Origin of the sequence: Nonlabens dokdonensis (genome assembly GCF_002162835.1) — a bacterium.
GTDB classification, from domain to species: Bacteria; Bacteroidota; Bacteroidia; order Flavobacteriales; family Flavobacteriaceae; genus Nonlabens; species Nonlabens dokdonensis_B.
Map to the genome: position 1 here is coordinate 1 of NZ_MAAX01000005.1, position 14268 is coordinate 14268.

Annotated in this window: 13 protein-coding genes; 6 read left to right on the forward strand and 7 right to left on the reverse strand. The window is 35.6% G+C overall.

Going from position 1 to position 14268, the window contains the following annotated elements; all coding sequences use genetic code 11:
• Positions 1-568, reverse strand: a 568-nt coding sequence (locus tag A9Q93_RS00085; RefSeq protein ID WP_303685328.1) for an MBL fold metallo-hydrolase, incomplete at its 3' end; no start/stop codon positions are given.
• A gap of 48 nt (positions 569-616) precedes the next feature.
• On the opposite strand from A9Q93_RS00085, the gene A9Q93_RS00090 reads away from it, so the two are divergent.
• On the forward strand, positions 617-2101 hold the full coding sequence (locus tag A9Q93_RS00090; RefSeq protein ID WP_303685329.1) for a TonB-dependent receptor: 1485 nt from the start codon (positions 617-619) through the stop codon (positions 2099-2101).
• Here the strand turns inward: A9Q93_RS00090 and bcp are convergent.
• The gene (bcp, locus tag A9Q93_RS00095) at positions 2096-2545 is read right to left on the reverse strand and encodes a thioredoxin-dependent thiol peroxidase (protein ID WP_303685330.1); all 450 of its coding nucleotides are present in this window, start codon (positions 2543-2545) and stop codon (positions 2096-2098) included. The genes A9Q93_RS00090 and bcp overlap by 6 nt on opposite strands.
• Before the next feature lie 33 nt (positions 2546-2578).
• On the opposite strand from bcp, the gene nth reads away from it, so the two are divergent.
• Positions 2579-3241 (forward strand): endonuclease III, encoded by a 663-nt coding sequence (nth, locus tag A9Q93_RS00100; protein ID WP_303685331.1) that lies wholly within the window; start codon positions 2579-2581, stop codon positions 3239-3241.
• 62 nt (positions 3242-3303) lie between these two features.
• Here nth and lon read toward each other — a convergent pair whose 3' ends face one another.
• Positions 3304-5760, reverse strand: a complete 2457-nt coding sequence (gene lon / locus A9Q93_RS00105) for an endopeptidase La (RefSeq protein WP_303685332.1) — start codon at positions 5758-5760, stop codon at positions 3304-3306.
• Between the two features lie 273 nt (positions 5761-6033).
• Here lon and A9Q93_RS00110 point away from each other — a divergent pair, with 273 nt between their 5' ends.
• Genes A9Q93_RS00110 through A9Q93_RS00125 form a run of 4 tightly spaced genes read left to right on the forward strand, consistent with a single transcriptional unit; the run spans position 6034 to position 9022 of the window.
• Complete coding sequence (locus A9Q93_RS00110) at positions 6034-6582, forward strand: RNA polymerase sigma factor (RefSeq protein WP_369674676.1); 549 nt, start codon at positions 6034-6036, stop codon at positions 6580-6582.
• Positions 6579-7178, forward strand: a complete 600-nt coding sequence (locus A9Q93_RS00115) for a hypothetical protein (protein WP_303685333.1) — start codon at positions 6579-6581, stop codon at positions 7176-7178. Before A9Q93_RS00110 ends, A9Q93_RS00115 begins: the two co-directional genes overlap by 4 nt.
• Positions 7162-8256, forward strand: coding sequence for a hypothetical protein (locus A9Q93_RS00120; RefSeq protein WP_303685334.1), 1095 nt, complete (start codon positions 7162-7164; stop codon positions 8254-8256). Before A9Q93_RS00115 ends, A9Q93_RS00120 begins: the two co-directional genes overlap by 17 nt.
• Before the next feature lie 37 nt (positions 8257-8293).
• Positions 8294-9022 (forward strand): head GIN domain-containing protein, encoded by a 729-nt coding sequence (locus tag A9Q93_RS00125; protein ID WP_303685335.1) that lies wholly within the window; start codon positions 8294-8296, stop codon positions 9020-9022.
• 76 nt (positions 9023-9098) lie between these two features.
• Here the strand turns inward: A9Q93_RS00125 and katG are convergent, their stop codons facing one another.
• From katG to ytxJ, 4 genes are all read right to left on the reverse strand, one after another.
• Positions 9099-11333: a catalase/peroxidase HPI gene (gene katG / locus A9Q93_RS00130; RefSeq protein ID WP_303685336.1), complete on the reverse strand. Its 2235-nt coding sequence runs from the start codon at positions 11331-11333 to the stop codon at positions 9099-9101.
• 155 nt (positions 11334-11488) lie between these two features.
• Entirely contained in the window at positions 11489-12817 is a 1329-nt protein-coding gene (locus A9Q93_RS00135) for an MFS transporter (protein WP_303685337.1), read from the reverse strand.
• Between the two features lie 48 nt (positions 12818-12865).
• Positions 12866-13693, reverse strand: coding sequence for a M48 family metallopeptidase (locus A9Q93_RS00140; protein ID WP_303685338.1), 828 nt, complete (start codon positions 13691-13693; stop codon positions 12866-12868).
• 3 nt (positions 13694-13696) lie between these two features.
• A complete protein-coding gene (ytxJ, locus tag A9Q93_RS00145; RefSeq protein ID WP_303685339.1) occupies positions 13697-14095 on the reverse strand; it encodes a bacillithiol system redox-active protein YtxJ in 399 nt (132 codons plus the stop codon).
• Positions 14096-14268 lie beyond the last annotated feature (173 nt).

Here is a 14268-nt window from a genome sequence, read left to right on the forward strand (position 1 = left end):
CTTGAGCGATAGTCTTAACATCAGTCATATAAGCCACATTTTCAATTCTAAAACCGTGTACGGGAATATAACCATGATCTGCAAGGACAGGTGTAACCTCTATCCCATCCACAGTGAATGTATCATTAATAAACTCATGTACTTCTAAGGTAGCAACGCCTGGATATTTATTTGCAGTAGTAAAAATATAGTTGAACCGCTCTTTTAATGCCTCATGAACTCTAGAAGTCATATAACAATGTAAATCGCCTTGACGAAAATAAAACGGTCTGAGATCATCTAATCCTGCAGTATGATCTGCATGCTCATGAGTAAAAAGAACAGCATCAATAGAAGAAACTTTATTAGAAAGCATTTGCTGGCGGAAATCTGGACCACAATCAATTATAAGACGCTTATCGTTTACTTCAATCATAGCACTTACTCGCAATCGTTTATCTTTAGGATTATCACTCAAACATACTGGATGTGAGCTACCTATAACTGGTATACCTTGTGAAGTGCCTGTGCCTAAAATTGTGATTTTAACTTCCATAAATGTTTTATAAAAGTATGGAGATTTTTTCATTTAAGTGGTGTGGTTTGCTACCTTTGTATGAACACCAAAATAATAAAAATGGGTATTACCTTACCAGGAGATCACGACTTTGAATCAGTACCTTCACTTAAGAACAAAGTACTAAGAATAAACTTGAACCGCAATATTTATGGAACCTTTGCAGAGATAGGTGCAGGACAAGAAACGGTAAGACAGTTTTTTAGAGCTGGTGGAGCGTCTGGTACAATTGCAAAAGCCATGAGTGCTTATGACAAGGACTTCTCTGACTCTATCTATGGTATTCAAGATGATGGTCGTTATGTGACCGAAGCACGGTTAAAAAAAATGCTTTCTCATGAATCAAATTTGATTGAAGAACGCCTTTCTCGTGAAAAACATCCCGGTAAACTATTTTTTACCTATGCAAATACGGTAGCAACTATTGATTTTGCAAAACGCTATCTAGGCCATGGATGGGTAGGAATACGTTTCCAAGTATCTCCAGAAGAGGAATATTCTGAAATAATACTTCATGTAAGGTTCAAAGAAAGAGATGCTCGCTTACAACAAATAACTCTTGGAATATTAGGTACTAACCTAATTTATGGAGCTTTTTATAAACATGATAACCCTAAAAAATTACTAGAATATCTATACGATCACATCGATAAAGATAAAATCGAGATCGATATGATTAATTTTTCTGGTCCTAGATTTGAGCAAGTGGACAACCGTTTAATGAGTTTGCAGCTGCTTAAGCACGGTATGACCGAAGCGGTAATGTTCGGTCCAGATGGTAATAACATTCTTAGTGCTCGCATATTATATAAGAAAAATGTACTTGCTTTAAGAGGTAGTTTCCGTCCTGTGACTAAAGTAAACATGGACATGTTTGAAACGGCTCGCCGTAGATTTTTGAAATCAGGAACGGTAAAAGAAGAAAATGTAGAAACCATTTTTGAAATTACACTATCTAACTTGAAAGCTCAAGGAGAAATAGATGAAGAAGATTTCATGCACAGAGCAGAATTACTTTGTTCTCTAGGACAAACTGTAATGATCTCTAATTTTAAAGAATATTATAGACTAGTAGAATACTTTAATAATTATACTAAAGCGCGTATAGGTTTAGTAATGGGTGTCAATAACTTAGTCGATATATTTGACACTAAATATTATACGCACCTAAGCGGAGGAATTTTAGAAGCCTTCGGTAAATTATTCTTTAAAGATTTACGCGTTTATCTGTATCCTTTACTTAATCAAGAGACTGGTGAATTAACTACCAGCGAGAATTTAAAGGTGCATCCACGTATGAAAGAATTATATAAATTCTTTAAATACAATGGTAAGCTTAAAGATCTCGAGGATTATGATGAAAGTATTTTACACATTTTTTCTAGAGAAGTGCTGCGCATGATTGATGCTGGAGAAGATGGATGGCAAGAAATGCTACCTGAAGGAATTCCTGCACTTATAGAAGAACAGAACCTATTCGGTCACGATAAAGGAAAATCTTCGGATACAACGGAGAAGGTTGCATCCGAAGATGCTCCACTATAATATTTGAGCTGCGTGATCTTTGGTTTTTACCTTTGATATAATATCAGAGATCACGCCGTTTTCATCGATTACAAAAGTCGTACGATGGATACCGTCGTATTCTTTACCCATAAACTTTTTTGGACCCCAAACTTGAAAGGCGTTCAATAAAGTATGATCTTCATCTGCAAGAAGATCATAAGGAAGCTCATATTTAGTTTGAAAATTCTTCTGTCTTTTAGGGCTGTCAGCACTTGCACCTAATATTTCATAACCGCTTGCGCGAAAACGATCCACGTTATCCCTCAAATTACAGGCTTCAGCGGTACAACCTGGCGTACTTGCTTTGGGATAAAAGAACAAAACCAATTTCTTACCTGCAAAATCAGACAAAGAAACTGTTTGCTCATCTTGATTCAAAACTGAAAAATCTGGAGCTTTATCTCCTACTTTTAATGAAGTCATATCGTATTTTTGTTTAAAGCATAAAATTAAAACATGAACAAACAGGAAAGGGTCAATTTTATCATAAATAAATTAGAAGAGTTATATCCTACAATCCCAGTTCCTCTAGATCATACCGATCCATATACTTTATTAATTGCTGTTTTGATGAGTGCTCAGAGCACAGATGTGCGTGTAAATCAAATTACACCGCTCCTATTTGACCGTGCTGATAATCCATACGATATGGTTAAACTCAGTATTGATGAAATAAGAGAAATCATAAAACCAGTAGGATTAAGTCCTATGAAGGCAAAAGGTATACATGGATTGTCTCAAATGATTATTGATTTGCACAACGGTCAAGTGCCACAGACCTATGAAGAACTAGAGGCTATGCCAGCTGTAGGTCATAAAACAGCAGCAGTTGTACTGTCACAAGCTTTTGGTATTCCAGCTTTTCCAGTAGATACACATATCCATAGACTCATGTACCGCTGGAATCTAACTAACGGTAAAAACGTCGTACAAACAGAAAAAGATGCCAAAAGACTCTTCCCAGAAGAAAAATGGAACGACCTTCATCTTCAAATTATTTGGTATGGTCGTGAATACAGTCCCGCTAGAGGTTGGGATCTTGAAAAAGACATAATCACTAAGACTGTAGGTAGAAAAACGGTGCTTGACAAGTATTATAAAAAGCTTAAGAAAAAATAGACTAAAATTAAAAAAGCTCGAGAACAGTTCTCGAGCTTTCTAAATTATAGAAATACAAGCATTTAACTCAAATCCTTAGGGTTTTTCACCTTCTGCTTTGTTAATGCTAGTTCAAGGACATTACTCATATCACTTACATAATGAAAAGTAAGTCCTTTCAAGTATTCTGCTTTAATCTCTTCAATATCTCTACGGTTTTGCTCACACAAAAGGATTTCTTTAATCTTAGCACGTTTTGCAGCAAGGATTTTTTCTTTGATTCCGCCTACTGGCAATACTTTACCACGTAGTGTAATCTCACCAGTCATAGCAATGCTTTTCTTCACCTTTCTCTGTGTAAATAAAGAAACTAATGAAGTCAACATCGTTATACCTGCGCTAGGCCCATCTTTAGGAGTTGCTCCTTCAGGAACGTGAATATGTACGTTGTATTTTTCAAAGATAGAAGTGTTAATGCCTAGCTCGTCTGCATTTGCTTTGATGTATTCCATCGCAATGGTAGCACTTTCCTTCATTACTTTACCTAAGTTACCTGTAATGCTCAAATTACCTTTTCCTTTAGAAAGAATGGATTCAATAAATAGGATGTCGCCTCCTACTCTAGTCCAGGCTAGTCCAGTTACTACACCAGCAACATCGTTATTTTCATACTTGTCGCGTTGTAGTTTTGGCGAGCCTAATACCTCAATTATGGTATCATTAGTTACTTTAATATCATAATCTTCTTCCATTGCAATGCTTTTTGCTGCATAACGCACCATTTTTGCGATTTGCTTATCTAAGGTTCTGACACCACTTTCACGTGTATAGCCTTCTACTATTTTTTCTAATTGCGGCTTAGCTATTTTTAAACGAGAAGCTTCCATCCCATGCTCGCGCAATTGCTTAGGTAATAAATGACGTTTACCTATCTCTACTTTTTCTTCAATCGTATAACCGGTCACATTAATAATCTCCATACGATCTCGCAATGCTGGCTGAATAGTATTCAGTGAATTACAAGTCGCCACAAACATTACTTTGCTTAAATCAAATCCCATCTCAAGGAAATTATCATAAAAAGCACTGTTTTGCTCTGGATCAAGAACTTCTAGCATCGCACTTGAAGGATCTCCATTATGAGAGTTACTCAATTTATCTATCTCATCAAGAACAAAAACAGGATTAGATGTTTTTGCTTTCTTAATGCTTTGAATAATACGACCTGGCATTGCGCCTATATACGTTTTACGGTGACCTCGTATTTCTGCTTCATCACGCAAACCTCCTAAGGAAATACGCACGTACTCGCGTCCTAAAGCCTCTGCCATAGATTTTCCTAAAGATGTTTTACCTACTCCAGGAGGTCCATAAAGACATAATATCGGAGATTTCATGTCGTTACGCAATTTCAATACCGCTAGATATTCTATGATACGTTTCTTCACTTCATCAAGACCGTAATGATCGCGATCTAAAATTTTCATCGCTCTTTTTAGGTCAAAATTATCCTTAGAAAACTCGTTCCAAGGCAAATCAAGAAAAAGGTCCAAATAATTGCGCTGTATGGAATACTCTGCCACCTGCGGATTCATGCGTTGCATTTTGGCAAGCTCCTTTTCAAAATGCTCTTTGACTTTATCGTCCCATTTCTTTTTCTTAGCTCGTTGTCTCATCTCATCAATTTCTTGGTGAGAAGAAACGCCACCACCTAACTCATCCTGAATGGTTTTCATTTGCTGGTGCAAGAAATACTCTCTTTGTTGCTTATTGATATCAGTCTGCACTTTAGACTGAATATCATTCTTGAGCTCTAACTTCTGGCGTTCTATATTCATAAAACGTAGCGTCTCTAGAGCTCGCTCTTTCAAATCGTCTATTTCAAGAACCTTTTGCTTTTCTTCTACTCTTAAATTCATATTAGAAGAAACAAAATTTACTAAGAAAGAATCAGACTCAATGTTCTTAATCGCAAATGAAGCCTCGCTAGGTATATTAGGACTTTCTTTAATTATTTCTAAGGCTAATTCTTTAATATTCTCTATAATAGCCTTGAACTCTGGATCATCGTTTACAGGCCTTACGTCTGGTATATCATTTGCAACAGCAGTTATATAAGGCTGCTCAGTCACGATGCTTCCCATCTCAAAACGCTTCTTTCCTTGTATGATAACCGTTGTGTTACCATCTGGCATTTTAAAGGTTTTTAAAATTTTTGCCACAACACCGGTAGTATGTAGGTCTTCAAAAGAAGGCTCTTCTATTTCCTCATTTTTCTGAGCTACTACACCTATGGGTAAACCCTTTTTGTTTGCCTCTTGTAATAATTTTATTGATCTATCTCTTCCAGCAGTGATAGGTATTACCACGCCAGGAAACAATACCATATTACGCAAGGGTAAAATAGGTAATGTAGCTGGCACGCTTTCATTATTCATTTCCTCTTCATCTTCACTACTTAAAAGAGGTATAAATTCAGCATCCTGATCAAATTCTTGAAGTGACAAGTTGTCTATTGAAAATTTCTTTGGTTTGAACATATCTTTTTCGGTCGCCACAATGTCATATAGACTTTAGGCATTTAATTTTATATATTTATTTAAACGAGATTTTAATACTTGTTCCGCTTTCGCGAAAGCGGTATTTTCATAAATAAAATACAGAATATCAGTATTTTAAACATTCTACAAGCCTATAATCTTGTTAACTCTTAAGACCTTACTTAAAGAGTGCTATTAATAAAATTCAAATTTCTTGCCATGAAGTGTAACATGCTAGAATAAATTGCATCTTTAAGACGTAACACTGACCATGTGACTTTAACCATAACCGAAATAGAACTTTATGACCTCTGTGAAAGAGGCAACCGCAAAGCGCAAATGCGTGTGTATGACAAGTATGCTGCAGGAATGTATCATGTAGCCCTAAGAATTGTTAATGACACTGCACAAGCTGAAGATATCATGCAAGAAAGTATGATCACTGCTTTTGCCAAAATGAAACAGTGGAACCGTGAAGCAACCTTTGGTAGCTGGTTAAAAAGAATAGTTGTCAATAATAGTTTGACTTATTTAAAGAAAGAAAAAAGGATGCCTAAGGTAGATTATGACGATGTTGCTTATGAAATGGAAAATCAAGCTGAGGAACAAATTGATATGGAAGCCGCAGGAATGACAGCAAAAAAAGTACTTGAAGTGATGAAGCTTTTAAAAGATAATTATAAGCAAATACTCACACTAAGCCTTATAGAAGGAATGGATAATGAAGAAATAAGTGAGATAATGGGAATTTCTAACGCGATGTGTAGAACCACTATTTCTAGAGCAAAGGATAGTTTAAGAAAAAAAATGCAACTGGTATGAAAAAGGATATAGAAGAATGGTTTGCAGAACAAGATTTTAATACAGAATCACTGCCAGAAGGCCATAGAAATAGATTTTTAGACAAATTAAATGAGGCGTGTGAAGATGCAGAAGAACTCCATGTTACTTCAGATATTTCTTCAGAGAATGACACAACTGAGAATTCTAAGGTGATACAAATGAAATCATGGTTCAAATGGTCTCTAGTTGCAGGGCTAGCCATTTTATTAGGTTTTGCTGGAATGAACATTGCTCCTGCACCTGTAAGCGACCATGGTTTATCTACCGTTTCACCAGAAATGGCACAAGCACAAGATTTTTTCACAAACACTATTCATCAAGAATTAGAACAGCTTGACAAACTGCAATCACCTGATACAGAACGTATAATTATAGATACGAAAAATGCATTAAATAAACTCGAGGAAGATTATAAATTAATTAAAGAAGATTTTAAAATCAACAAGGACAGCAAGACAGTTATCGCTGCGATGATTCAAAATTTTCAAAATAGAATCGATTTATTAGAGACTGCTCTTGAGCAAATAGAACAATTAAAAAATTATAAAGAACAAGAAAATGAAGCAATTATATAAATTAAGTATTCTTCTCTTTTTATTGCCTTTACTGGCAATTGCTGGACCAGGTGGCAAGTATACTAAGTCTAAAAAACTCAATAAGACTTTTACAGTAAACAAGTCCTGTATGATAGATATTGAGAACTCCTTTGGTAACATCACTATTACTACATGGGACCAACCTAGCGTTTCTTTTGAAATTACGGTTGAGGTGAGTGGAGATAATGAAGATAGAGTAGAACAACAACTGAAAGAAATAGATGTAGAATTTGAAGCAAGTTCGTCTTTTGTAAGTGCACAAACTGATGCTGATCATAATTCTAGCGGTGGCCGTAGTCTATGGAATACGTTTTTTGGTAGTAGTAATGACAACAATTCTAACATGAAAATTAATTACATAGTTAAGATGCCTGTTACTGCTTCTCTTGATATAAGTAATGACTACGGTACGGTGAAAATAGACCGACTGGAAGGTAAAGCAAACATAAAGTGTGATTTTGGTAGATTAGATATAGGACAATTGCTTGCTGAAGATAATGAGCTACGTTTTGACTACACTAAAAATTCACATATAGATTACATGAAATCTGGTACTATAAGAGCAGATTTTAGCAGTTTTGAACTCCATGGAACTGAAAAGGTTGAGTTCAAAGGTGACTATACTAAAGCAAAAATTCACGATGTAAAGAATTTAAGTTTTAATGGTGATTTCAGTACTATAGAATCTGGTAAAGCTGACAATGTTATAGGAAGAGGTGACTACAGTACCATCAAATTAGGCTTAGTGAATAATAACGTGAATTTAAATACAGACTTTGGCTCCATTCTTATTACAGAACTAGGTAAAACCTTTAAAGAGGCAACAATTAAATCTGAGTACACTGGAATTAAAATTAGCTTTAATGATAATGCTTCTTTTAAATTTGATATAGACACAGAGTTTGCTAGTATTAAACTAGACGATGATTTAACCGTTACTAGATCAGAAAATGACACTACAGATAAACAAAGGTCTGGTTACTACGGTAGAGAGAATGCAAATGCTGTAATTAATATTAGATCAAGCTTTGGTGGTGTAAGCTTAAATAAAAATTAATAATCAATTTAATTAATAATCAACTAAACATAATAATATGAAAAATTGTATCATTTTACTCGTTACGCTCCTAGCTATCAATAGTGCAAATGCTCAGTGGTGGGGAAATAATAAAAGGTTAAAAGGAAATGGTGAGGTAATCACTAAGACTTTTACAACTGAAGACTATGATGAAGTATCAGGTAGAAGCAGCTTTGACATCATTCTAGTTTCAGGAACTGAAGGAAAAATATCTGTTGAAGCAGAATCTAATATAATGGAACATATTGAGATAGAGGTAAAAAATGGCAATCTAAAAATTGGCATGGAAGACGGTTATAATATAAGCACACGCAAAGGAATTGTTGTTACGGTACCAGTAGAAAGAATTAGTAGTTTGAGTATGGCTGGAAGTGGTGATATTTTGAGCAAGCTGAAACTTAAATCCAAAAATATGGATATATCAGTTGCTGGTAGTGGTGATATCTCTACTGAAGTGGAATCAGAGAATTTAGAAATAAGTATTGCTGGAAGTGGTGATGTCAAGGTAAACGGTCGTACAGAGAATCTTGAGGCAAATGTGGCTGGTAGTGGCGATATATCTGCTCTAAATTTAAAAGCTAATAATGTAAATGCTTCTATTGCAGGTAGTGGTGATGTATCAGTTTATTGTAATGGTGGAGACTTAAAAGCTTCTATTGTAGGTTCTGGAGATTTACGATACAAAGGAAAAGCTAAAAGCGTAAAGAAAAGCGTTATGGGAAGTGGTGATATAACAAAGATGTAAATCAGAAAATTAAGGACAAAAAAACTCCAAATCAATTAATTGATTTGGAGTTTTTGTTTTTTAAAGGATTGAATTACTAGATATCAAATCTGTCTAGATTCATAACCTTTGTCCATGCAGCGGCAAAATCTTCTACAAACCTATCTTGAGCATCATCAGCAGCATAAACTTCAGCTACCGCTCTTAATTCTGTATTAGAACCAAATATGAGATCAACCCTAGTTCCTTCCCACTTCTTTTCTCCTGTATTTCTATCACTTCCTACAAACAACAATTCAGAACTGGATTTTGCTTTCCAAGTAGTAGATAAGTCAAGTACATTAACAAAGAAATCATTTGTCAATTTTCCTGGACGATCAGTGAACACACCGTAGGAAGAGCCGTCATAATTTGCATCTAAAGCTCTAAGACCTGCTACTAGTACCGACATTTCTGGGATAGACAATGTCAATAAATTTGCTTTATCAATTAAATGATCTTCTCCAGAAGATTTCTCGCCCTCTTTAATATAGTTCCTAAAACCATCAGCTTTAGGCTCTAAGTATCCAAATGAATCCACATCTGTATCCTCTGGTCTAGCATCTCCTCTACCTGGATGAAAATCTAACCATAATTCTTTACCGGCATCAGCGGCTGCTTTCTCAACAGCAGCATTACCAGCCAGAACGATTAAATCTGCCATCGAGATTTTTTTATCTCCAGATTGCTCGTTATCAAAAGCTGTTTTGATTTCATTTAATTTACCAAGAACCTTAGATAATCGTTCCGGATTATTTGCTTCCCAATTATTTTGTGGAGCTAGCCGTATACGACCACCATTTGCTCCACCTCTTTTATCAGAACCTCTGAAAGTTGAAGCACTTGCCCAAGCGGTCGTTACAAGTTCTTGTATCGTTAATCCTGAGTCTAGTATTTGATTTTTTAAATTTGTAATATCACTCTCATCAACTAGCTCATGTGTCACAGCAGGAATAGGATCTTGCCATAACTCTTCTTTCTCTGGCACATCAGGTCCTAGATAACGAGAAATAGGGCCCATATCTCTATGCGTTAATTTGTACCAGGCTTTTGCAAACGCTTCCTCAAACTCTTCTGGGTTATCCCTGAAATTCTGAGAAATCTTACGGTATTCTGGATCAGTTTTAAGCGCGATGTCTGCAGTAGTCATCATTAAATCTTGTCTTAGGCTAGCATCACCAGCCTTTGGCGCTTGATCTGCATTAGAAGCTGCAGTAGGCTTCCATTGATGAGCACCAGCTGGACTTTTTGTTAATTCCCATTCGTAATCAAATAGTACTCTGAAATAATCAAAATCCCATTTATCTGGATTAGGCGTCCATGCTCCTTCAATACCACTAGTTATGGTATCATCTCCTTTACCTGATTTAAAAGAATTTTTCCAACCAGTGCTCATTTCTTCAATTTTTGCACCAGCTGGTTCTTTACCTACATATTTTTCTGGATCTGCCGCACCATGTGCTTTACCAAAGGTATGTCCACCTGCTATTAATGCAACTGTCTCATAATCGTTCATTGCCATACGTCCAAAAGTCTCACGCACGTTTGCCGCAGAACCCATAGGATCTGGTACTCCATTAGGTCCTTCTGGATTAACATAAATCCAACCCATCATTACGGCTCCTAGAGGTGCTTCTAATTCACCATCTTCATAACGCACATCGTTTGCGCCCCATTCTGTCTCACTACCCCAGTAAATATCTTGCTCAGGTTCCCATACATCTTCACGTCCACCAGCAAAACCTAACTTTTTTAATCCCATGGATTCCATGGCTATGTTTCCTGTAAGTATCATTAAATCTGCCCAAGAAATTTTGTTACCATATTTCTTTTTAATAGGCCATAATAACAATCTTGCTTTGTCTAGGTTACCATTATCTGGCCAGCTATTTAATGGCGCAAACCTTTGTGAACCACTACAAGCACCACCACGACCATCACCTATTCTATAGGTACCAGCACTGTGCCACGCCATTCTTACAAAAAACCCACCATAATGACCATAATCTGCTGGCCACCAGTCTTGAGAATCTGTCATTAGATTTCTCAAATCATCTTTAAGTGCATCTAGGTCTAAGCTTTTAAAAGCCTCTGCATAATTAAAATCAGGATTCATCGGATCTGATTTTTTAGCATTTTGGCGTAATATGTTTAATTTAAGTCCGTTAGGCCACCATTCTTTATTTGTAGTTCCATGACCGGCCATCTTTTTAGGAGATCCTCCCATGAAAGGACATTTGGATGTTGCGTGAGAGTCATTTAATTCAAAAGTATCGGTATTTTGAGCACTCATAATGTTTATTTTTAATTGTTATTCCTTCAAATATATTTGAAATTAAATTTGTATTTCGGAATTAATTAAAGATTATTCTGAAATCGATATAGATAAAAACTATTACAAATCAATAAACTCAAGTTTTAACTTATGGTATCAAGATAGAAAAAGCTTTATTTTACCTTTGTGTTTGTTAATTTAGGTATTCTGAAAAGTAAAATTATACCTGTAATAAAAAACAAGATTAGAAATAAAATAGGCTCTCGCATAGAACCGCTTATCTCACCTACAATTGCAAAAATGAGCATACCGATTACAATTCCTATCTTTTCTGCCACGTCATAAAAACTAAAATACGAGGCAGTATCTAGATTTCCTTCTGGAATCATTTTAGAATAAGTACTCCTTGAAAGTGATTGTATAGAACCCATCACTAAACCTACAAAACCAGCGGTAATGTAAAACTGTAATGGCGTCACAACAAAGTATCCATAAACACAAATTAATGCCCAAAGAATATTTATTATGATTAGTGTTTTGATGTTACCTAGCTTTCGCGAAAGCAAACTTGCTAACCAAGCTCCTAGAATAGCAACGAGCTGTATGAGAAGAATACTGATTATTAATCCCATGGTTGCACCATCATCTTCCCAAGCTACTTCTTCCGTCCCGAAATAAGTAGCGACTAACATGACCGTTTGTACAGCCATACTATAAATAAAAAACGCACCTAAGTAACGCTTCATTTGAAGGTTTGCACTTAAGTTTTTCCATATTTTCTTAAGTTCCTGAAAGCCATTGGTAAAGATATTTTTTACTTTGCTCCTATCTTTTCTAGTTCCTAGAGGTAAATATTTATACGTGTATTGCGCAAAACCCATCCACCATACACCTACTAGAATAAACGACATTTGTACTGCATCAAGACCTAATAAATAACCGCTTGATGGATATAGTCCAAACTCAATCATTGCTAGACATATAATAAGTAGTAGTACACTACCCAAATATCCCATAGAAAATCCTTTAGAACTTATCGCATCTTGCTGTTCTGGAAATGCAATATCTGGTAAGTAAGAATTATAAAAAACCAGACTGCCCCAAAAACCAATAAGTGCCAGCATATAGATAATCAAACTGATCCATAAATAATCAAAACTAAATGCTGCTAGACCTATACAACTTAAAGCGCCTAGATAACAAAAGAACTGTAAAAAACGCTTTTTCTGTCCAGAATAGTCGGCAATACCAGATAAAATAGGTGAAATAACACTTACAATTAGAAATGCTATGGCCGTAGTTACGATTATAATAGACTCGTTATTAACATCTTTTAAAATATTTGGCACTTTGCCTTTTTCAAATGCTTTAATACTTATTGCTGCGTAAAATAACGGGAAGATCGCACTATTAATAACAAGACTATAAACAGAATTTGCCCAATCATAAAACGCCCATGCATTTAATAATTTTTTAGAGCCTTTTGGTAGGTTTTTTTTCATAAAAAAAGGGTTCTTTAAGAACCCTTTAAAAGTATGTATTTTAATTTTCTATTTAAAAGAAGTTACTCCATATTTTGCAGCTTCAGCTTTTGCTTTGGGAGCTAACTCTTTTAAGTTTGCAATTCGACTATCGTTAGATGGGTGCGTGCTTAAAAATTCTGGTGGAGCTTGCCCACCACTGTTTGCCTTCATGCGCTCCCATAATTGTGCACCTTCATCTGGATTATAACCTGCAATCGCAGCAAGGTAAAGTCCTATTTTATCAGCCTCAGTTTCATGAGCTCTTGAAAATGGCAACATTCCTCCTACTTGAGATCCTAGACCATATGCTTGACCTATAAGTTGTTGTGTTTCATTGCTTGCGCCAGCTACTTGACTTCCTACAGCTACTCCAGTACCTATAATTGCTTGCCATTGTGCCGCGCTCATTCTTTGACCACCGTGATTTGCTAGAGCATGTGCTACTTCATGTCCCATGACTATGGCAACACCTGTTTCATCCTGACAGATAGGTAATATTCCAGTATAAAAGACAATTTTACCGCCTGGCATACACCATGCGTTAACTTGATCGTCTTTTACCAGCTTGTATTCCCATTCGTAACCATCTAAATATTCTGGATGCCCAATAGCGTTGAGCCATCTTTGAGCTGCTGTCTTTATCTTTCCACCTACGGTAGCTATCATTCTAGCTTCTGATGTGTTAGTAATAACATTATTCTCATCTAGAAACTGGTCGTACTGTGAAAAAGCCATAGGGAACAAACGGTCATTTGCTATAGGCTTCAACGTCTTTTTACCTGTAAAAACATTTGTTGCACAAGAAGACAGAAATAGAACTCCTGTTAAAATTATGAGTTTAAATGGGTTTTTCATGACTTACTTTTTATTTGAAACTATTTGTTGCACTTTTTTAATATCAATTCCTTGGTGAGACTCTGTATGTAGAATTTCTTTATTATAAAGAACTATAATTTGTGGAGATTGATGTCTTACGTTAAGTTTTTCTGCAACGGCGTTGCTTACTTCTCTATAATTTAATAAATCTAGAAAGTAGAAAGTGACCTCATCATCGTTTGATTCAAAACCGTTTTCAAATTGATTCAAAACCATTCTTGAAATTCCACATCGTGTACTGTGCTTAAAAATGACTTTAGGTTTAATCGTAGAGTTTTTTATCACATTTTCTAACTGGTCTATAGATTCTAAAGGCTCCCATGGGATTCCCGTCATTTCTTCCTTTGCAATATCTCTCTGTGATTTAAACAGCTTGTCCATAAATCCCATAAGCTTATTATTTTTTACGCTTTCGCGAAAGCGAGAACAGAATTAACTGATTTATTATATATTAACAAGGTACAAAGATAAAGCTATACTGGTTAAATATTACTAATGGTTTTATAAACACGTCATAATGTCTGTTAAACTGCAAGAAAAAACTGTCGTAATGT

Coding starts and splice junctions, on each gene's coding strand:
- A9Q93_RS00090 (WP_303685329.1), top strand. CDS start 617: ATGGGTATTACCTTACCAGGAGATCACGACTTTGAATCAGTACCTTCA.
- bcp (WP_303685330.1), bottom strand. CDS start 2,545: ATGACTTCATTAAAAGTAGGAGATAAAGCTCCAGATTTTTCAGTTTTG.
- nth (WP_303685331.1), top strand. CDS start 2,579: ATGAACAAACAGGAAAGGGTCAATTTTATCATAAATAAATTAGAAGAG.
- lon (WP_303685332.1), bottom strand. CDS start 5,760: ATGTTCAAACCAAAGAAATTTTCAATAGACAACTTGTCACTTCAAGAA.
- A9Q93_RS00115 (WP_303685333.1), top strand. CDS start 6,579: ATGAAAAAGGATATAGAAGAATGGTTTGCAGAACAAGATTTTAATACA.
- A9Q93_RS00120 (WP_303685334.1), top strand. CDS start 7,162: ATGAAGCAATTATATAAATTAAGTATTCTTCTCTTTTTATTGCCTTTA.
- A9Q93_RS00125 (WP_303685335.1), top strand. CDS start 8,294: ATGAAAAATTGTATCATTTTACTCGTTACGCTCCTAGCTATCAATAGT.
- katG (WP_303685336.1), bottom strand. CDS start 11,333: ATGAGTGCTCAAAATACCGATACTTTTGAATTAAATGACTCTCACGCA.
- A9Q93_RS00135 (WP_303685337.1), bottom strand. CDS start 12,817: ATGAAAAAAAACCTACCAAAAGGCTCTAAAAAATTATTAAATGCATGG.
- A9Q93_RS00140 (WP_303685338.1), bottom strand. CDS start 13,693: ATGAAAAACCCATTTAAACTCATAATTTTAACAGGAGTTCTATTTCTG.
- ytxJ (WP_303685339.1), bottom strand. CDS start 14,095: ATGGACAAGCTGTTTAAATCACAGAGAGATATTGCAAAGGAAGAAATG.